This is a genomic window from Fictibacillus phosphorivorans (assembly GCF_001619875.1).
Lineage (GTDB): Bacteria > Bacillota > Bacilli > Bacillales > Fictibacillaceae > Fictibacillus > Fictibacillus phosphorivorans_B.
Map to the genome: position 1 here is coordinate 551,462 of NZ_LRFC01000023.1, position 18,386 is coordinate 569,847.

General features: G+C 37.0%; 21 protein-coding genes. 3 read left to right on the top strand and 18 right to left on the bottom strand.

The annotated features are described in order from the left end of the window. Positions 1 to 37 precede the first annotated feature (37 nt). From AWM68_RS12200 to prsW, 7 genes are all read right to left on the bottom strand, one after another. Positions 38 to 619 carry a lysophospholipid acyltransferase family protein gene (locus tag AWM68_RS12200; RefSeq protein ID WP_066241902.1) on the bottom strand — a complete coding sequence of 194 codons (582 nt, stop codon included), beginning with the start codon at positions 617 to 619 and terminating at the stop codon, positions 38 to 40. Between the two features lies 1 nt (position 620). Beyond that, a complete protein-coding gene (gene cmk, locus AWM68_RS12205) occupies positions 621 to 1,295 on the bottom strand; it encodes a (d)CMP kinase (RefSeq protein ID WP_066241904.1) in 675 nt (224 codons plus the stop codon). A 134-nt stretch (positions 1,296 to 1,429) separates the two neighbouring features. Then, on the bottom strand, positions 1,430 to 1,606 hold the full coding sequence (locus AWM68_RS21460) for a DUF5359 family protein (protein ID WP_156488394.1): 177 nt from the start codon (positions 1,604 to 1,606) through the stop codon (positions 1,430 to 1,432). A gap of 58 nt (positions 1,607 to 1,664) precedes the next feature. Then, the gene (locus AWM68_RS12210; protein WP_066241907.1) at positions 1,665 to 2,330 is read right to left on the bottom strand and encodes a flagellar brake protein; all 666 of its coding nucleotides are present in this window, start codon (positions 2,328 to 2,330) and stop codon (positions 1,665 to 1,667) included. 179 nt (positions 2,331 to 2,509) lie between these two features. Then, complete coding sequence (gene ypeB, locus AWM68_RS12215) at positions 2,510 to 3,859, bottom strand: germination protein YpeB (protein ID WP_066241910.1); 1,350 nt, start codon at positions 3,857 to 3,859, stop codon at positions 2,510 to 2,512. Positions 3,860 to 3,876: 17 nt separating this feature from the next. After that, positions 3,877 to 4,752: a spore cortex-lytic enzyme gene (gene sleB / locus AWM68_RS12220; protein ID WP_066241913.1), complete on the bottom strand. Its 876-nt coding sequence runs from the start codon at positions 4,750 to 4,752 to the stop codon at positions 3,877 to 3,879. A gap of 116 nt (positions 4,753 to 4,868) precedes the next feature. Further along, positions 4,869 to 5,549: a glutamic-type intramembrane protease PrsW gene (gene prsW / locus AWM68_RS12225; protein ID WP_066241915.1), complete on the bottom strand. Its 681-nt coding sequence runs from the start codon at positions 5,547 to 5,549 to the stop codon at positions 4,869 to 4,871. A gap of 92 nt (positions 5,550 to 5,641) precedes the next feature. Between prsW and AWM68_RS12230 the strand changes: the two genes are divergently transcribed. Next, the gene (locus tag AWM68_RS12230) at positions 5,642 to 6,610 is read left to right on the top strand and encodes an asparaginase (protein ID WP_066241919.1); all 969 of its coding nucleotides are present in this window, start codon (positions 5,642 to 5,644) and stop codon (positions 6,608 to 6,610) included. A 107-nt stretch (positions 6,611 to 6,717) separates the two neighbouring features. Here the strand turns inward: AWM68_RS12230 and AWM68_RS12235 are convergent, their stop codons facing one another. From AWM68_RS12235 to AWM68_RS12260, 6 genes are all read right to left on the bottom strand, one after another. Continuing rightward, a complete protein-coding gene (locus tag AWM68_RS12235; protein WP_156488395.1) occupies positions 6,718 to 7,710 on the bottom strand; it encodes a YpdA family putative bacillithiol disulfide reductase in 993 nt (330 codons plus the stop codon). A gap of 100 nt (positions 7,711 to 7,810) precedes the next feature. Next, the gene (locus AWM68_RS12240; protein ID WP_066241921.1) at positions 7,811 to 9,094 is read right to left on the bottom strand and encodes a Glu/Leu/Phe/Val family dehydrogenase; all 1,284 of its coding nucleotides are present in this window, start codon (positions 9,092 to 9,094) and stop codon (positions 7,811 to 7,813) included. Between the two features lie 537 nt (positions 9,095 to 9,631). Beyond that, complete coding sequence (locus AWM68_RS12245; protein WP_066241923.1) at positions 9,632 to 10,549, bottom strand: D-alanine--D-alanine ligase family protein; 918 nt, start codon at positions 10,547 to 10,549, stop codon at positions 9,632 to 9,634. A gap of 271 nt (positions 10,550 to 10,820) precedes the next feature. Further along, entirely contained in the window at positions 10,821 to 11,411 is a 591-nt protein-coding gene (locus AWM68_RS12250; RefSeq protein WP_066241926.1) for a genetic competence negative regulator, read from the bottom strand. A gap of 98 nt (positions 11,412 to 11,509) precedes the next feature. Next, a complete protein-coding gene (locus AWM68_RS12255; RefSeq protein ID WP_066241928.1) occupies positions 11,510 to 12,421 on the bottom strand; it encodes a MerR family transcriptional regulator in 912 nt (303 codons plus the stop codon). Positions 12,422 to 12,486: 65 nt separating this feature from the next. Continuing rightward, positions 12,487 to 13,239, bottom strand: coding sequence for a metallophosphoesterase (locus AWM68_RS12260; protein ID WP_066241932.1), 753 nt, complete (start codon positions 13,237 to 13,239; stop codon positions 12,487 to 12,489). Between the two features lie 173 nt (positions 13,240 to 13,412). On the opposite strand from AWM68_RS12260, the gene AWM68_RS12265 reads away from it, so the two are divergent. Then, the gene (locus AWM68_RS12265) at positions 13,413 to 13,628 is read left to right on the top strand and encodes a hypothetical protein (RefSeq protein ID WP_066241936.1); all 216 of its coding nucleotides are present in this window, start codon (positions 13,413 to 13,415) and stop codon (positions 13,626 to 13,628) included. A gap of 3 nt (positions 13,629 to 13,631) precedes the next feature. On the opposite strand, the gene AWM68_RS12270 is transcribed toward AWM68_RS12265, so the two are convergent. The 5 genes from AWM68_RS12270 to AWM68_RS12290 all read right to left on the bottom strand — a co-directional run bounded on the left by AWM68_RS12270 (position 13,632) and on the right by AWM68_RS12290 (position 17,731). Beyond that, on the bottom strand, positions 13,632 to 14,084 hold the full coding sequence (locus AWM68_RS12270) for a DUF2663 family protein (RefSeq protein WP_066241939.1): 453 nt from the start codon (positions 14,082 to 14,084) through the stop codon (positions 13,632 to 13,634). Between the two features lie 181 nt (positions 14,085 to 14,265). Further along, entirely contained in the window at positions 14,266 to 14,574 is a 309-nt protein-coding gene (locus AWM68_RS12275; protein ID WP_066241942.1) for a hypothetical protein, read from the bottom strand. After that, positions 14,555 to 15,181, bottom strand: a complete 627-nt coding sequence (locus AWM68_RS12280; protein WP_066241944.1) for a CPBP family intramembrane glutamic endopeptidase — start codon at positions 15,179 to 15,181, stop codon at positions 14,555 to 14,557. The genes AWM68_RS12275 and AWM68_RS12280 overlap by 20 nt, the downstream gene beginning before the upstream one ends. Further along, positions 15,178 to 16,683 carry a RecQ family ATP-dependent DNA helicase gene (locus AWM68_RS12285; protein ID WP_066241946.1) on the bottom strand — a complete coding sequence of 502 codons (1,506 nt, stop codon included), beginning with the start codon at positions 16,681 to 16,683 and terminating at the stop codon, positions 15,178 to 15,180. The genes AWM68_RS12280 and AWM68_RS12285 overlap by 4 nt, the downstream gene beginning before the upstream one ends. Next, entirely contained in the window at positions 16,661 to 17,731 is a 1,071-nt protein-coding gene (locus AWM68_RS12290; RefSeq protein ID WP_066241948.1) for a helix-turn-helix domain-containing protein, read from the bottom strand. Before AWM68_RS12290 ends, AWM68_RS12285 begins: the two co-directional genes overlap by 23 nt. Before the next feature lie 229 nt (positions 17,732 to 17,960). Between AWM68_RS12290 and AWM68_RS12295 the strand changes: the two genes are divergently transcribed. After that, a complete protein-coding gene (locus AWM68_RS12295; protein WP_066241951.1) occupies positions 17,961 to 18,209 on the top strand; it encodes a ferredoxin in 249 nt (82 codons plus the stop codon). The last annotated feature ends 177 nt before the right edge of the window (positions 18,210 to 18,386 follow it).

An 18,386-nucleotide genomic window follows, 5' to 3' on the forward strand; every position in this document is an offset into this window, starting at 1 on the left:
GGTAATGAAAGAACATTAACATCGATCAAAGTAAATCTTACTCGTGCTCTTTTTTCAACTGACCTATCTGTTTCATTATAAGCTCTGTCGCATCTTTAGCGGAAGCTTTTTGCTCCCGAAAATGTGTAAAGTCTATCGGTTTCCCAAATACGATCTTTAGACTTTTTCCTTTTTGGTATTCCCCGACAATCGCACATGGAACGATGTGTGCTTCAGATTTCAGGGCAAAAAATCCCGCCCCAGCTAATCCTTCTCCAATTTCACCTGTCTTGCTGCGTGTACCTTCAGGAAATAGGCCGACTACTTTACCTTCTTTTAAAAGATTCATACCCGTCTTTAAAGCCGTCTTATCACTCATCCCACGTTTAACGGGAAAAGCGTTGATTTTAGGCAGTATATGTTTAAGAACGGGAACAGAAAAAAGCTCAGCCTTCGCCATAAAATGTACTTCCCTCGGTGAAGCCACTCCAACAAGAGGAGGATCATAATTATGGATATGATTCGAACAGAGCAGCACACCACCCGTTTTTGGCATGTTTTCTGCCCCAATGATTTCAGGCTTATACGTTCCTTTAAAATAAGTCCCGCACAGCCATTTACCGAAAGAATAAAGCTTCATATTAGAGCGCCCTTTCTTTTGCATAATGAAGGATGCTTGAAACTACCTCTTCAATTGACATACTGGTTGTATCGAGCTCAATAGCATCTTCTGCTTTTCTAAGTGGAGCAGCTTCCCTCTCACTATCACGTTTATCTCTTAAAGAAATCTCACTTTTTAACTTTTCAAAATCAGCTTCGAACCCTTTAGAAAGGTTTTCCTCATATCTTCTACGAGCTCTTTCTTCAACAGAAGCGATTAAGAAAATTTTAAGTTCGGCATTTGGCATGACATGTGTTCCGATGTCACGGCCATCCATTACAACACCGCCAGATTCAGCAAGAAGCTGTTGTCTTTTTACCATTTCTGTCCGAACTTCTTGTTGACGTGCTACAAAGGAAACGTTATTCGTTACTTCGCTCGTTCGGATTTCTTCTGAAACATCTTTTCCATCAAGAAGAACAGCTTGTCCCTGATCAGTAATAACAAGTTTGATATCAGTATGATTTAATACAGCTTCAAGTGCTTTTCCATCGTTAAGATCTGCTTTATTTAAAAGAGCTTTATACGTTAATGCCCTGTACATAGCACCTGTGTCAATATAAATAAAAGAAAGTCGTTCAGCTACTTGCTTAGCTACCGTACTTTTGCCTGCCCCTGCTGGGCCGTCAATAGCGATTGATAATAATTTTTTCATGTTTCCTCCTACCCGATTCCTATGTAACAATGCATACATAGCAATAAAAAGCAGGTGAATATCCCCTGCTTTTTTCTGTGTTAGAATCTTAAAATATCAGATTCTTTCTATATGTATCTTACCATATATGTTGTTTATCGGTCTATTGTTTCCAAAGCTGGTCCTTTATCGTTCTTAATGACTCCCTCGTAATAGATGATTTTATTGGTGTACATTTTAAACGAAGGAATTTCTAGTAAAAATTGAGCTGTAACTAAAAGGATAAAATGAACAATAGCAAGCTGAATCAAAATTCGTTCGAATCGTCTCATGTAGATCCTTCACCTACTTTTCAGGAATATTTTCCCCTAAAAGAGATGAATTATCCATTTAAAAAATCTTTGTTTCCTTCTTCTTCATGAGAAGCTGCTGTTCAAAACAAAACCGAATAATATACTGTCTGTCTTTTTGAGTAATCTGGTCAAATTGAAGCGATGCTCTTTGACGTCCATTCGTGTGACCATCCAATATTCTTAATACGTTACATGGCAGGTCTAAATAAATCTTTTCACCTGATTGCATCGGCAAAACAACGAGACAATCCAACCTATCCTCATTTTTTACAGAATGATCTAAAGGAAGTGAAAGAAGCATTCCCCCAGCACTTAAGTCTAGTACGACTGAATTAAACGGAGAATAAGTATCGTTACTATTGATAACAGAAACATCGAGCATGGTTTCTACTCGTACAAATTCCCTTCGTTGAATCTTTTGAATTTCTTCTTCTTTTGGAGAAGTAATCATTAATACAGGTATGTTCTCTATCTTTCTCCCCAATAGCTCTGTACGGAAGGTATATACGTTCTTTTCTTTGTCAACAAATGATGCTTTGAACTGTGTTCCATCAAAAAAATACTCAGTGCGATTCGTTTTTTCATTGCTTGGATAATCAATATAAAGATGATCACCCTTAAGGTCATATACTTTACAGCGATATTTATCTTTTTTGTCGGAAAACAAAGGTTCTAAAAATAACAGTTCACCTATTGAAATCATTCAACTTCCCCCATATAAAGCTTTCTTACCTATCTCCCTTATTATGACAGTTAAAAAATAAAAGAAAAAGCAAAATTTCAAACTACGAAATTTCGCTTTAATTATGATGTTGATGTAAGAAACAGATTTCCATTGACCTTAAAGCTTTTATAAAGATGCTTTTTAGATAGTTATGTTTTTTAAATATCGTTATAAGACGGTTCTGCTTCTTTCATCTTCTTCACTTCTTCTTCGTTTCCATTCTCTGCATTGATGAATACACGGAACGTATCATCACCTAACGTTCCTAAGAATTCATAACAATACACTTCTTCGTTAATATCATTTCGAATTAGCGCCTTGCTTATTTCTTTCACTTGGAAATTAGGGTTTAGATTGGTTCTTGCTTCTTTTTCGGAAATTTTAAATACAGGAGTTCTCTTGTCTACGTGAGCAAGAAGGAAGTCTGTGCCTTCATACCCCATAATATCACCATTATCTAAAGCTACTTTTACAGAAACAGTTTCAGGATAGATTCTCACATCGTCCTGTAGGCGGGCATATGTGAATACCCCAATGTTATCATACTGATCACTTGTTACCATTTCCATCGTGCTTTCCATGTGCTTCTTCAGGAAGTCTTCTGCTTGCATCATGGCCTCATTTAAAGAGATTTTTGGCTTTCCAACATTACGATCATAAAGAACATAAAGTGGATAACCACCCTTTTTCGTAAGGTCCATATAGGTTGTACCCTTCGTTTCAGGGTTATAGAGAGTTAACGAATATGCATCATACTTCGCTTCTTTTCCTGTACTTTCTACTGTAATTTTCACGTTCTTTTTTAATTGAAAAAAATCGATCGCTATCTTTTTGGCTTCGTCTTTTGAGATCTTTTTTCCTTTTAACTGACTAAGATCACGATCTTTCATTTTCTCCATATTTGACACTTCTGTTCCAAAATCCACATCTGTATAGCCTTCAACAGATTTATCAACGGTCTTAAATCCATCAATGATCGTGTTATCCTCAGGCTGCTTATTGGTAGCAAGAGCCATCTCTACGTCCATCCAACGAAGGTTGTTCTTTTGAGCAAGAGATTCCGTTCTTCTTAATTCGTTTTGAATTTCTGTTGAATTAGCATACAGTTCTTTTAACGTGTTATATTCTTTATCGGTAAGCGGATTCTTATCTAAGTCACGTACAGCTGCTCGATAACTAAACTCGCCCATCTTCGTTAAAAACTCTTCCGTTTTATTAAAAGGAAGCAGTGCTAATGGAAGCTGACCAACATCATTATGAGCTTCTGATGTGAGTCTCCATACTTGGGCTAATGCCGGAGATAATTGATTTCTTGTATTCATCGCGATGGTTTCGCCGATCTTGTCATGAAGTGAGTCCATATGGAAGTTCAAATCATGGAAAGCGCGCTGATAGTTATTTTCAGCTTGAAGAAGTACAGCGTTTTTTTCCTGATGTTCACTGTAGCCCCAATAGCCTGTTCCTGCTACAGCAACGAATAACAGTACGATTAGGATTGTGCGTATCATATCATTTCACCCCTTTATTAGTTACAGAAAATATGCTTTCCAATTTTTTTGATTTGAGGACGTCCCCATATCCAGCCAGATGTTGCTGTATCCGGGTTAAAATAATATTCTGCTTCACCGGTTGGATCCCAGCCGTTCAACGCATCCATTACTGCTTTCTTAGCTTGATCATTCGGCGTTAAGTATATCTGGCCATCAGCTACAGCAGTGAATGCTCCAGGTTCAAAGATAACTCCGGAAACCGTGTTAGGAAAAGTAGCGCTTTCTACACGATTGATGATTACTGCTGCTACTGCTACTTGTCCGATGTATGGCTCACCTCTTGCTTCTCCATAAACCGCATTTGCCATCAAGTTAACATCATTTTGTGAATAGCCGTTAGGAATATTTTTTGCCGGCTTTACTTGTGCAGGCTTAGCTTTTGCTTGCCCTTGCCCTGTACCTTTTGTACCTTTTGCTGCCCCGCCTTTAGTAGCTGTTCCACCTTTAGCAGCACCGCTTTTTGTACTTTTCTTTTCCCCACCGTAATAAGAAAACTTCTTTCCTGTATCAATTTGCTTATTAACCCAAGCCTTATCATACTTTGAAGCTTTGGCTAACTTATTTTTCGTTGTACCCCCTGCTAAACCATCAATAGGCAGACCAAATTCATATTGAAAGTTTCTTAATGCCCAATAGGTTCTCCATCCAAAAACACCATCGATGTTACCCGTGTAAAAACCTAGATATTGAAGCCTGGACTGCAGTTCTACTACATCTTCACCCGTAGCTCCTACTTGTATGACTTGGTTTGAAAATGCCTGTGCATTATTCTGACCAAACCCAGCTAAAAGCCCAAAACAAAGGGCGATAATAACGAATACTCCCTTTATGTAAGCTGAATTTCTTTTCATGAGAAAGTGAGCCTCCTGTAATTTAATCTCCATTTTCGTGTTATACAGGTATCATTTGTAATCTGCTATTTTTTATTCAGCTTTCAAAGTCTAATTGTCACAAAAAAGAAGACCGGCTAGATACCGGTCTTCGCTTCAGCATTTGTATAGGGAGTTACCGCACTATTAGCGAGTCTTACTTTTCTTAAAGCAAACCACCATAAGAAAATCATAAATGGAAACATATAAAAGAAGATGTATTTCGTACTCGATAATAATAAGAAGTTAAAAGTACCATGTAGAATAACGGGCAAGAAGAGGGATAAAGAAAGGTAGACCATCTTCTTTCTGCCTGATGAGAACTTACCTTTACCAAGATAAAACCCCATGATTACACCAAAAAGTGCGTGACCACTTACTGGAAGAAGCGCACGGACCAAGGCCTCTTCAATTCCAAACGTATAGAGATAAAAAATATTTTCTAATGATGCAAATCCTAATGATAGTGCGGTTGCATAAACGATACCATCATAAGGTTCATTGAACTCTTCATGTAAATAAGCTCCATAGAATACTAAAAACCATTTAAAGAATTCCTCAAGCGTTCCACTTACAAAAAAAGCATCAATAAAAGGGGTAATGTTCATTTCCTCTTTAAATCCAAACTGAATCACCATAATTGGAAAGACAAGGAGCACTCCAAATATATATACTTTAACCACTAATGATAATGGCTCTGTTTCATATTTATCTTTTAGGTAAAAAAAGGATAATAGAGCAATAGCCGGAGCCACCGCTGCAGAAATTACAGCTAGCATGTCCTGCCTCTTTTCTACTGTTTTTTTATATCGTAACATGATATTTTAAGAAGTGGAATAGAGAACACTGAGAAATAAGGAGGGCTGCAGCCATGAAAAAGATTTTACTGATTCATACAGGCGGCACTATTGCAATGGAAGAGAACAAGGCAACAGGCGGTGTTAATACAAAAGAGATACACCCGTTAGAAGCAACCATTGCTGAACTATCTGATATCGCAGAAATTACTGTAAAAAACTATGTTAACTTGCCTTCTCCTCACATAACACCATCACATATGCTGGAGTTAGCAAATTTCATTTCGGTTCAAACAGAATCAGATCAATATGACGGAATTGTGATTACCCATGGTACTGATACATTAGAAGAGACAGCGTATGTATTAGATCTTGTCCTGCAAACCTCAATACCCGTTATCGTGACTGGTGCTATGCGTTCAAGCAATGAACATGGATCTGATGGACCTTACAACCTTATTTCATCTGTGAGAGTTGCTTGTGAAGAACAATCATTAGGAAAAGGCGTACTGGTGGTTTTTAACGATGAGATACACGCTGCTAAAAACGTAACGAAGACACATACAAGTAACATAGCAACTTTTCAGAGTCCTCAATACGGACCGATCGGAATCGTCACAAAAAGAGGTGTCCTATTTCATCATACACCACTGAAATCCAGCTCATTTCATGTTAAGAAATTTTCCAAAAACGTTATCTTATTAAAAGCATATGCAGGTATGGACGGCAGTTTGATCAAAGCTGCAACAAACGCTGCAGACGGTGTCGTAATCGAAGCTTTAGGACAAGGCAACTTGCCCCCTGCAACTGTCCCTGCATTACAAGAACTCATCGCAAAGGGAGTACAAGTTGTCCTCGTTTCCAGATGCTTTAATGGAATAGCACAAGATATATATTCTTATGAAGGTGGAGGAAAACACCTGAAAGAACTAGGTGCCATCTTCTCAAATGGCTTAAATGGACAAAAAGCAAGACTAAAGCTTATGATCGCTTTAGAAAATATGAGTGATCCTAATCAACTGCAGCAGCTTTTCCTTGAATAACATAATTTTCGAGCTTTGTTTATGTGACTCGCTTTCTTTAATACAGGTGCGTCACACCTTGCACAAGCAACAATTTTAAAAGAGTGTAATAAAAAACCGATAATCCCTTAAAGATTATCGGTTTTTTGCCTTTCTTCAATCGTTTGAGCGATCCTATCACCGTGAAATCTTCCATTTTCAATAAAAATTTCATTCGCATTGTTACCTGCAGCAATAACACCTGCTATAAACAGACCTTCAACGTTTGTCTCCATCGTATCTTCTGAAAATAACGGCCGACCCGTTTCACCATCAATCGTCACACCCATTTTTGAGATAAACGTATGATCCGGGTGATATCCTGTCATGGCAAAAACAGCGTGAGCCGGATGGAATGTCTCACGTTCTAAATCATTAACCAGTATCCCATCTTCTGTTATTTTTTTCACAGATGCATTAAACGTCATTTTTATACTGCCTGCTTTTACACCTGCTTCAAATTCAGGAAGTACCCATGGTTTGATGCTTTTAGAATATTCACTTCCCCGATAAAAAACATGAGGTCTCGCACCTGCTTTTTCCAGTTCTAGCGCTGCATCAATGGCTGAATTTTTTCCGCCGATCACCGCAACATCCAGGTCATAAAAGGGATGACCTTCTTTAAAATAATGATAAACGTGAGGCAGGTCCTCTCCTTCTATGTTCATAAAATTAGGGTTATCATAATAGCCTGTTGCGATAACAACCCACTTAGCATCGTATAATACTTTCTCATTTTTGTGATTAATCGTTTGTACGGTAAACGATCCATCTGGATTCTTTATTACGGATTCTGCTTTTTCAAATGTCCGAACATGAAGTTTATTTCTTTTTACCACTTCACGATAATAGGTTAAAGCATGTATTCTTTTTGGCTTTCTCTGTTCATGTACAAAAGGAAAATCACCAATCTCAAGCTTTTCACTCGAACTGAAAAACGTTTGATGTGTTGGATATTGATAGATGGTGTTTACCACATTACCTTTTTCAATCACACAATAGGATATGCCTTTCTTTTGCATTGCCATTGCAGCAGCAAGCCCACAAGGCCCTCCACCAATAATACAAACCTCAATATTCACTACTTCACCACTCCAAAAAACTGCTAATGTTCTTTATTATCATGCCAAAAAAAATCTCCTATCATCAATGATAGGAGATTTGGTATGAGTTTGCAAAAAATTAAATCCAGCCTCTGAAGCGAGAAGCCTCAGCCATCTTACGAACACCAACCATATATGCAGCTAGTCTCATGTTTACTTTTCTGTTCATTGCAGTGGTATATACCGTCTCAAAGGATTTTACCATTACTTTTTCTAATTTTTCTTCAACTTCTTCTTCTGTCCAATAGTACCCTTGGTTGTTCTGAACCCATTCGAAATAAGAAACGGTTACACCGCCAGCACTAGCTAGAACGTCTGGAACTAATAGAATTCCTCTTTCTGATAAGATCCTTGTCGCTTCAAGAGTCGTCGGTCCATTTGCAGCTTCAACAACAATCGTCGCTTTGATCTGATTTGCGTTCTTTTCTGTAATTTGGTTTTCAATAGCTGCCGGTACTAAAATGTCACAATCAAGTTCTAATAGCTCTTGATTCGTAATTGTATCTTTAAATAATTTTGTTACTGTTCCGAAGCTGTCACGGCGTTCAAGCAGATAATCAATATCTAAGCCTTCTGGGTCATATAAACCACCGTATGCATCTGAAATAGCAATGACTTTTGCTCCAGCATCATGCATGAATTTAGCAAGGAAACTTCCTGCGTTTCCGAATCCTTGTACAACTACACGAGCACCTTCAAGTTGAAAGCCTTTTTTTGCTGCAGCTTCACGTATACAAATTGTAACACCTTTAGCAGTTGCTGTTTCACGCCCGTGAGACCCACCTAAAACGAGTGGTTTTCCTGTAATGAATCCTGGAGAATCGAACTCTCTAATTCTGCTATATTCATCCATCATCCATGCCATAATCTGTGAATTTGTAAATACATCTGGAGCAGGAATGTCTTTTGTAGGTCCAACTAATTGGCTGATTGCTCTTACATACCCACGACTTAATCTCTCAAGTTCTCTAAAAGACATTGTTCGCGGATCACAAATGATTCCGCCTTTTCCTCCGCCGTATGGCAGATCTACAATTCCAGCTTTTAAGCTCATCCAAATTGAGAGCGCTTTTACTTCTGTTTCTGATACATTCGGATGAAAACGAACGCCGCCCTTAGTTGGACCAACAGCATCATTGTGCTGAGCACGATATCCTGTAAAAATTTTTGTGCTACCGTCATCCATTTTTACCGGAATTCGAACAGTCAACATACGAATCGGCTCTTTTAATAACTCATAAACTTCGGAAGAATATCCTAATTTATCGAGCGCATCCGCAATTACGGATTGCGTGGATTGGAGCACATTGTCATTTTCATGATGATTGTCGGATTTTTGGTCTGTAGTATTTTGGGCTGTCATTTGTTTACCTCCCATATTCGTCACCTCTAGAGTTTATTCAAGCTTCTTACATCCTATTTGTATAACGCTTTCATTTCCATGAAACACCTTTACTATAGTGAATAAATTGAACTAAATCAAGCTATTTTCGTTAATTTTTAATAGGATTTTATATCTATACGCCTCTATTAATTTTATTGCGTAGGTAATTAATAACCATGGTCTTTCAACAATAGAAATTAACTGAATTTTAAGGCTTTAAACTAGTGTTTCTACGTGATAGTATTGTGGCTATCGTACACAGGAACCATAATGACAAGAATGTATACCCATACATATCTTTTATGACCTTTTTTATATGATTTCCATAAGAAACAAAAACAAAAAAATGTATACTTTGTTTAATCGTTAACATACTTTAATGGTTATTAAAAAGACTTTGGTGCCATTCACCTTCAATGATTTTATAAATGTGAGTAAACGGCATGTCCATTTTTATGTTTCCCCGCTTTCTATTGAAAACGGGGAACTTAGATTCTCCATACTTTAAAAAATTTCTTATTTCTTAAGTGATAATTCAATTAATTTTTCAATCATTGATGGATAATCCATACCAATCTCTTTTGCAGCATCAGGAAACAGACTTGTCGGTGTCATACCTGGGAGTGTATTCACTTCTAAGATGACAGGTTCAGAACCGTCATGTGGAACGATAAAATCAACACGTGAATATACTTCACAACCTAGCACCTCATGAGCAAGAACAGCCTGTTTCTGCAATAAAGTGGTTGTTTTTTCATCAAGTCGTGCAGGAACATAGTGGATACTTCCACCTTCTGCGTATTTTGATTCATAATCATAATACGCATTTTTCGGTTCGATTTCGACAACAGGAAGAGCTTTATAGTTACCATGTTCCCCCATTACCGCTACAGTAACCTCTTTCCCGCTTACAAATTGCTCAACGAGAATCGTATCATCGTGTAGGAATGCTTCAGCAATACCTTTTAGAAGTTCTTCATGATTTTGTGCAATGGTCAGACCTATTGTAGATCCTTCTCTGTTCGGCTTAACTACTGCTGGAAAATTAAAGGAAAGCTCCAATTGATTCTCATCATATGATTTTCGGTAAAGAACCTTCTCTTTAGCGATATTTATACCAGCATCTTTGAAGAACTGCTTGGATTTAGCTTTATCCATGGCAATACCTGATGCTAAAGCACCTGATCCTACGTATGGAATCTCAAGCATATCTAACAGCCCCTGCAATCTGCCGTCTTCACCAAATTTCCCATGAAGTCCTAAGAAAACAACATCTGCGTCTAGATTTAGCAGTTCATTTAACCGCGAAGGGTGGAAATCGATCCCTTCTACCTCATGCCCTTTGCTTTCAAGCGCAGAAATGATTTGTTTTCCGGTTGATAATGATACTTCACGTTCAGCAGACACACCGCCATATAAGACTGCAATTTTCATTTTTATGGTCACTCCTAGCCCAAAAGTTTATGTAGATATTATATTCCCTGCCGTCATAACGGTTCAGAAGATGAAAAAATATTAATAATCATAACACGTTTACTCTTCGATTTCACAATGATATCTACATGATAAAAATAAATTCTGTCATCTGCTGAAATAAGGATTAACTAGAATAAGTACCTATTTGTTCGTTTGAGCTCTAAAAGCCTGTGACTGGCCTATAGAAAGAGCCAAAATAAATAAGGACGCAAAAAATTGCGCCCTCTTTTTACTTAAAATAACGGTACAGTTCACTGATTGCATTTGTTTTCATCAACTGTTTCCCATACTCAATCACTCTGTAGCTTGTAATTGTTGAGGAACTGCCGAACTCAGCAAGAAGAGCTATGAATAGATCAAGGTCTACTGGTTTGATCTCTTCTTCTTCAAACTTTAAGTAAAAGTGATTATTAAAAGAATACAGACTTCCACCCTTAATCTCTAGTGAGTGAAGACGTTTTGCAAGCAAAATGACATCTTCAAAAGAAGAGAACTCGTAAAAAATTTCATCATTCTCATCTAAGGTAACCTGCATTTCTATATAATCTTCATCATATTCTTCTTCAAGTTCATACTCATTGATTCCTTTAGTAACAATTACAACCATACCTTGAGCTGGAAGTGAAAAGACCTCAACCGCAATAGGACCATCAGCTTTAAATCCCACTTCATCATCAGCTTCAGTCATCATATCACGGAAAAGCTGATGAACTTTCGGAATATCCTGCCATATTTCTTCCTTAGAAATACCACGTTCATTCAGGTCATCAAAAGTTAGGAAGATTTTTATTTTGTTATAGGTTAACCGTTCTACCCGCATCTCTGGTCCCCCTTACGATCGGCGCTATTATGTCTTAATATCAATATATGAGTTTGTAAAAAGTTGGTGATAAACATCCGAGAATATATTACTAAAAGCTAATGTTTTCTCAGCTTCTCAGAAATCCAGTCGTCCCATTCCAATTTTGTACTCCCAATTAGAAATGTTTCATAATTTTTCTGGATATCTGAAGGTAATTGGCTAATAGCCGAACCTCCTACACCGAATGCGATATTTGGGAACTGTTCTTTAATCCCCTCGACCCATTGAAGTGTTTTTGTTAAATTATTTTCAATCGTACACGAGAAAAACACCATTTTAGGTTCTACTTCATTTATAACAACCTCAAAATCTTCTTTTGGTATTCCATGACCTAAGTATATAACTTCAAATCCTTTTCTTCTTAAAAACAAAGTAAACATCAGAAGACCCAATTCATGTTCTTCATCTAAGCCACATGCGGCAATCACCTTTGGCAGATAAGGGTCAGATGGAAGCCATTGAATAAGTTGTCCAATTTTATTCCTTAAAAAGGATGAAGTAAAATGTTCGTGCGCTACTGTGATTTTTTGTTCTTCCCATAGGTGACCTACGCGTACTAATAATGTGCCCAAAATATCAATTATGACTTTTTCCAAATTATACATACTAAACGCTTGACTCAAAAGATCGTTTGCTTTTTTTTCTTGAAACGATAACAGGGCTTCTAAGATCATGTTACCCATTTCAGCTGCTCGATCTGTATTTTCTGCCGCAAATGGAGCAGCTTCTTTATAAAGTTCCCCATTTTGCGCAACGTCAACCGCTTGACTGATCGTAAACCCCTGATCCACTTTATTTACTAGCCATTTTAATATGTATACTTGTTCGTCGGTGTATAATCTATGGCCAGCTTCGTTACGGTTCGGCTTAACAATAGAATAGCGTCTTTCCCAAGCTCTTAATGTACCCGCTTGAATGCCAAGCATCTTAGAAACCGCTTTAATGTTATATTTCCCTTCACTAGGCATCCGTTCTTCCTCCAATAAATAGGTTAAGAAGAGTATATCTAATAAATCATTATACTGTAAACTTTTTACCTTGTAAGTGAAAGTAAATGCGTTTGACTTGGTGCACCTAATCTGAGAGGTAGATGGGTAGCACCATAGCCGTTACTCACTAAAAGAATGTGTGTATCCTCTTTATACCAGCCGCCTCTCTTCGCTATTCCAAAAGGTCCTATGCGTATTTGTCCACCATGTGTATGGCCGGATAAAACGAGCTGGATTTTGTGATCCGTTATTATACTTTTTGATATATCAGGATTATGACTAACTAAAATTCTGCACGAAGACTTGCAATCATGCAATGCATCTTCTAATGAAGAATAGCCTAAGGAAATATCGTTTACGCCAGCGATATCTATTTCTTCATTATTCTTTTTTATGCTGAAGCTTGAGTTGTCTAGAATTCGCGCTCCCTGTTTAATAATCGTATCCGCAAGGTGTAGAGGTTCTACATCATAATCGTTATTTCCCCACACAAAGTAAACAGGACCCAATTTAGAGAGCAGCTTAATGTTATCTTCTACCCTGTTCATCGGAACTCCTTTTTCAACAAGATCTCCTCCGATTATGACCAGATCAGCTTTTTGTGCTGTAAGAACAATGTCTTTAGATATTTTTCGTTTATGAATATCTGAAATAAAGAAAATTTTAAAATTCTCAAAAGGTTTTGGAAGCTTGTCAATCTTAACCGAATCAAATATGACACGATTTCGGTGCGCTTCAATATACATATAGAGTAACAGGAGAAAAACTGCAGAGATAAATATATATATAAAGATCATTACGACCTCCTTTAGGGTTTAAATGATCATATCATACTATTTTAGAACCTTCCTAAGTAGAAGAATCCCCTTTAAATTTTTTGAATATTTAAAAAATGTTAGTTGAAAAAATTGTAAATTTACCGTATGATTAATTTACATGATTAACCAAAAGATAGGAGAGGAAAAACATCATGACATTAACTAAATTGAAGAATAAGTCTCTCGTGACAGACCTGGATTTATCTTATAGCATGCGCCTTGGACTTCCGATTGAAGTATACTGCACTGAAAAACATGAAACACTTGCCTTTGGGAGAATTGATCACTTTAGTGAAATGACAGTGGTTATACAAGGTCAGTGCCACGACCGAGAATCATGTTTATTTTTCGGCTGTCCTTGTCAATAAGAATTACTTGTGAAGTATATTAATATTATATTCTTTTTTCATAAACTCAAAAACAACATGCCTCTGATCCCATTGATCCTCATCACTCCACCATTCTTCATTACGATCTATAAAATCTTTTCTGATCGCTTCAAAATCATCGTCTGCTTTTTTGTACTTCTTTTTCATCCAGATCATATAAAAGCTAGAAAAGATAAGAAAACCTGTACAAATCCATACCATCTCATCAGAAAACAATAAAGTTAAAGGATTTGCAAACATTGAAGCTGTGGGAAGTTTATACAAATAAAGATAAACGAAGGTAGCTACCACAACAAAGATCATAGATAATCCCCATTGATTTATTGCTTTTTTCCATCTGTCTTTCTCTGCTTTTTTGTCCACAAGCTGCCCTAACACCATACTTGTCAACTCATTTACAAAGGGCTTTATCTTCCAATGATTCAATGCATTCATGCGCATAACCTCCTGTAAAATAACTATGCCTATACAAGCAGATTCATGCTTTTTTAATAAAAGGTTGTCTTTATAAATGGAATATGCAGAACAAAAGAGACAAGATTACAAATTCTTTAGTATAGAACCTTTATAAAATTAACTAAAAAAACAATAAAGACCGTCATTTTTCTGACGGTCTTTATTGTTCGATCTCTACTTCCTCGATCCCCTTTTTATCTTCACTATGAACAGGGATATAGATATCTTTGGACCACAGTTTATAAGTTAATGTAATTCCGATCAAAAGGATAAACGCTCCTAGAAGGAGACGTGTGGTCCAAAATATGGTTTTTCTTTTTTCTCTTTTGGCTCCCTTTTGGTTTTTTAGACTTTCCCTTCTTTTCCCGTGCACTTCACTCCTAGACGGCAATGGTTCAGTGTTTTGTTTACCTGCAAGTTGACTTTTCTCCACTTTTCCCCTTAAGTTTTCAGCCTGATCCTTCGTCATCCTGATTCACACTCCATATCTCGCTGTCATTGTTTTTACTTTGTCTCGCAATCCAGCAACCTGATATAAAATCAATTAAAAAATGTGCAAAAAAAGGAACCCAAATATTTTCTGTCCATTCATAGAGGATCCCAAGCCAAAAACTAAGACCCGTAACGATGCTAAATAGAATCGGTTTTTTTATATACCTGACATGCAATAGAGCGAATATAATACTTGTGAAAGTCAAGCCGACTAAAGGTTGTAGGACTCCACGAAATAACCATTCTTCAGCAAAAGCGATAATTCCTGTCAGAATCAGAATATGCAGATAAGAAAGTGAACTGAATATTTTTTCGTTTATTCCACCGTCATCTAAAGCTTCAGGGGGAAGCCGTTTTTTTAGTTGGATCGATAGAAAAGGTAAAAACAAACCTGTTCCAAAAGCGATTAACCACTCGTTTAGAGAAAGTGAAAGCTGGTTAAAGTCCCAAGGAAACGGTACGTTAAATAAATAGGCTGCGCCTAATGAGGCCGCTATGAATAAACTCTGTGAAAGATAAACATTCAGTACAAGCTCTTTATGTGTGATCTGATCGATCCAGTTGTTCTTTGCAGGTTTGCTCATGCTTGTTTGTACACTTCCTGTCTGAATAATCGTTTTAATTCTTCTTCCCAATGTTCATAGAAAGTGTTTCGTTGATCATGGCTTCCATAAAAGAAAGAGATTTCAGCTTCACAATTGCTGCAGCAAAAATCTGTTTGTTCAAACTCATTCTCACCGAAATAATTGAGCAATCCCTTTCGTTTGCAATCGATATCTGTTACCCACGTTTCAATCATTCGCAGGGACTTTATTTTTTCGGCTTTTCTTTGTTCGATCTTCTGTTTCAGTCTTAACTTGAAAGCTGTTTTCTCATCGACTGAGATGCCTGATTTGTTCAAAAGGCCGTTTTTATTCAAATGATACTCCATAAAGCGGTAACCTGTTTCTGATAGTCCCGCAAGCTGCAATTTTTCTGAAAATGTATGATGATCCTTTTGCATGTGATCTGAAAACAGATAATCAATCTGTGCAGCATCTGGCAATTCATGATCAATAAAATGAAACGGAATTTCAAGATCTGCTGGATGATATAAAAGTATTGCAACAGATTGTTTTGAGTCCCTTCCTGCTCTTCCGATCTCTTGTATATAACCTTCTATTGAAGAAGGAGTGTGAAAATGAATAACAAAACGAATGTCAGCTTTATTTATTCCCATTCCAAATGCATTTGTACAAGCAATTAAATTCAATTGAGATTGAAGAAACTGCTTTTGCACAAGCAGCCTTTCATCTGGATCCATGCCACCATGATAATATGCAACATCGTTCACTCCATGCTCTTGCAATAGCATAACGAGCTGTTCAGCTGCATTCCTCGTATTCGTGTAGATAATTCCAGGTCCTTTTAGTTTTTCTACAAGTTTCATAGCACGTTCAAATTTTTGTTCATATTCTTCAAAATACTCAACAAAGATTGATATGTTAGGACGATTGATACTATGAACATGTATCTTCGCATCATTCATGTCTAAATGGTGTAGGATATCAGTTCGGACTTTTGGTGTAGCAGTTGCTGTTAGCGCAAGACAGAGAGGTTTTCCCATCTCTTTTTTCATACCAGCCAAGTCCAGATAAAAGGGACGAAACTCATGCCCCCATTGTGAAATACAGTGTGCCTCGTCAACTACAAATAATGACCATTCTACCGATAACAGGATGGAGCGGATAAAAGGATTTTGGATAATCTCCGGACTTACAAACACAAATTGGTAGTCTTTTATTTGTTTTAAGATTGCTTGTTTCTCATCGTGAGTTAAAAAACTGTTCAGAGCAACCGTCCTTTTAAAGCCCGCTTGTTTAAACTGATCAACTTGGTCTTGCATGAGCGATACGAGCGGGGATACAACGAGCGCCCTTCCTTTTAATAGATGGGCTGCCATCTGATAGATCAGTGTTTTCCCAGTACCTGTTGGAAGCATCCCTAACACATCGTGACCTTTAAGCAAGTCCGAAATGATCTCTCTTTGTCCAGTTCTAAACTCTGAAAAGTCGTATAGTTGTTTAAGCGCTGCTTCCAGCTGCATAGTTTCCACCTTCTTTAGCCAATACCAGCCTTATTTGCAAGTACGAGAGATGAGGAAATGCATCTTTAAACGGCCGGAGTCTATTTTCTTTAGTTGAATTATAAAACTTTTTTACTTCTTGAATCTCTTCTTCATCTATAAAAGGATGAATGGAAAATTCGGAAATCTCACGCGCAAACTCAACAAGGTGATCTTCAATTGTACTGGCCTTAATGTTTCTTAACTCCATGATTTGTTGAAGTGTCTTTCCATTGTTCAGCATTTCATATGTACGCAACGCAGATTTCGTAAGTGCTGGAAGGTCTGTAAATGAACAAAACAAGGAATGGAATACTGGAAATTCCTGATGTTTTACAACAGAGTTATAAATAATAGCATGCAGTACGGAACGAAAACGAAGAATCGTTTCTCTTTGACTGATGTCTGTCTCGCGAGCTATTTGTTCAAAAGTGCTTCCGATCCGATTGTATCCGGACAGCTTCCTCACAAAAACATCTACAGAAAGACGGTCAAGATTTAAGAGTAATTGAGACATTTCCCGATAAAGTGATTCCGCTTTTTCTTTTCTCTCCGTTTTTGATCGTGGAAATATACTTTTTACCTTTTGGACAGCCCTATGATCCCGAACGATTGGAGAGTATTCTAAATTGCCATATAAAGAATTTGAGAGTGCCTGCACATATAGAGTAAGTACATGCCAGCATAGAGACTCTATAGAAGTGTATTTTAAGCCATTCAAATTTTTTAAGAATGAAAGTTTCTTCTTTTCAATTAAAAGGACTTGTTCCCCTTGTCTTGAAACTTTATATACTTGATCTTCAATTGAAGTAACCCATTTTTCGTTCAAAAGATTCTCTATCTTTTCTGTAAAATCAGCATACGTTAACCCTTTTAATGCTGCGTAATAGTGTTCAACACCAAACCATTGACTATCTGACAAAGATTGAGAGGTTTTCTTTCCTGTAAGGATGTAATAAATGCCTGAACTTCTTCTGCTGCCGTTTACTTTATGCAATACATCTAAGATAACAACATGACAAATATCCATAATAAATCACCACGCAATATCATATAATCTATCTTATCAGATTTAAGGTAATTTAAGAGTAAAAGTGTTATATTTTGAGGAAGGTTGGGAATAAAAGATAAGATGAGGATACTAATTTTCTATTGAAAAGTAGAGGGATACTTATTACAATATGATTAGTAGACCCTTAATTTAAAATGGTTAATTTTGTATTAGCGGATATTTTTCAATTCCTTAGGAGGTATTCATTATGCCAAAGTATACGATTGTTGACAAAGAAACGTGCATCGCATGTGGAGCATGCGGAGCTGCAGCACCAGACATTTACGATTATGACGATGAAGGAATTGCGTTTGTTACTCTAGACGATAACCAAGGAATCGTTGAAATTCCAGATGTATTGTTAGAAGACATGCAAGACGCTTTTGAAGGTTGTCCTACAGACTCCATCAAAGTTGCTGAAGATCCATTCGATGGTGATGCTTTAAAATACGAATAGTTATAAGTTTCCATCAAACCCTCTTTTTAGAGGGTTTTTTCTATATTTTATTAAGGATGATTCTCATTGTCAATTAGTTTTATTGATTATGAAACCGCTATCTTAAAAAACATGGTTGTGCCCTTCTTCAGAATGTGTTAAATTATCAAAATATTGATACTACTTATATACGAATAA

What these genes read in the sequence shown, in the direction of transcription:
- AWM68_RS12200 (WP_066241902.1), bottom strand. Translation starts at nt 619, where the DNA reads ATGAAGCTTTATTCTTTCGGTAAATGGCTGTGCGGGACTTATTTTAAA.
- cmk (WP_066241904.1), bottom strand. Translation starts at nt 1,295, where the DNA reads ATGAAAAAATTATTATCAATCGCTATTGACGGCCCAGCAGGGGCAGGC.
- AWM68_RS21460 (WP_156488394.1), bottom strand. Translation starts at nt 1,606, where the DNA reads ATGAGACGATTCGAACGAATTTTGATTCAGCTTGCTATTGTTCATTTT.
- AWM68_RS12210 (WP_066241907.1), bottom strand. Translation starts at nt 2,330, where the DNA reads ATGATTTCAATAGGTGAACTGTTATTTTTAGAACCTTTGTTTTCCGAC.
- ypeB (WP_066241910.1), bottom strand. Translation starts at nt 3,859, where the DNA reads ATGATACGCACAATCCTAATCGTACTGTTATTCGTTGCTGTAGCAGGA.
- sleB (WP_066241913.1), bottom strand. Translation starts at nt 4,752, where the DNA reads ATGAAAAGAAATTCAGCTTACATAAAGGGAGTATTCGTTATTATCGCC.
- prsW (WP_066241915.1), bottom strand. Translation starts at nt 5,549, where the DNA reads ATGCTAGCTGTAATTTCTGCAGCGGTGGCTCCGGCTATTGCTCTATTA.
- AWM68_RS12230 (WP_066241919.1), top strand. Translation starts at nt 5,642, where the DNA reads ATGAAAAAGATTTTACTGATTCATACAGGCGGCACTATTGCAATGGAA.
- AWM68_RS12240 (WP_066241921.1), bottom strand. Translation starts at nt 9,094, where the DNA reads ATGACAGCCCAAAATACTACAGACCAAAAATCCGACAATCATCATGAA.
- AWM68_RS12245 (WP_066241923.1), bottom strand. Translation starts at nt 10,549, where the DNA reads ATGAAAATTGCAGTCTTATATGGCGGTGTGTCTGCTGAACGTGAAGTA.
- AWM68_RS12250 (WP_066241926.1), bottom strand. Translation starts at nt 11,411, where the DNA reads ATGCGGGTAGAACGGTTAACCTATAACAAAATAAAAATCTTCCTAACT.
- AWM68_RS12255 (WP_066241928.1), bottom strand. Translation starts at nt 12,421, where the DNA reads ATGCCTAGTGAAGGGAAATATAACATTAAAGCGGTTTCTAAGATGCTT.
- AWM68_RS12260 (WP_066241932.1), bottom strand. Translation starts at nt 13,239, where the DNA reads ATGATCTTTATATATATATTTATCTCTGCAGTTTTTCTCCTGTTACTC.
- AWM68_RS12265 (WP_066241936.1), top strand. Translation starts at nt 13,413, where the DNA reads ATGACATTAACTAAATTGAAGAATAAGTCTCTCGTGACAGACCTGGAT.
- AWM68_RS12270 (WP_066241939.1), bottom strand. Translation starts at nt 14,084, where the DNA reads ATGAATGCATTGAATCATTGGAAGATAAAGCCCTTTGTAAATGAGTTG.
- AWM68_RS12275 (WP_066241942.1), bottom strand. Translation starts at nt 14,574, where the DNA reads ATGACGAAGGATCAGGCTGAAAACTTAAGGGGAAAAGTGGAGAAAAGT.
- AWM68_RS12280 (WP_066241944.1), bottom strand. Translation starts at nt 15,181, where the DNA reads ATGAGCAAACCTGCAAAGAACAACTGGATCGATCAGATCACACATAAA.
- AWM68_RS12285 (WP_066241946.1), bottom strand. Translation starts at nt 16,683, where the DNA reads ATGCAGCTGGAAGCAGCGCTTAAACAACTATACGACTTTTCAGAGTTT.
- AWM68_RS12290 (WP_066241948.1), bottom strand. Translation starts at nt 17,731, where the DNA reads ATGGATATTTGTCATGTTGTTATCTTAGATGTATTGCATAAAGTAAAC.
- AWM68_RS12295 (WP_066241951.1), top strand. Translation starts at nt 17,961, where the DNA reads ATGCCAAAGTATACGATTGTTGACAAAGAAACGTGCATCGCATGTGGA.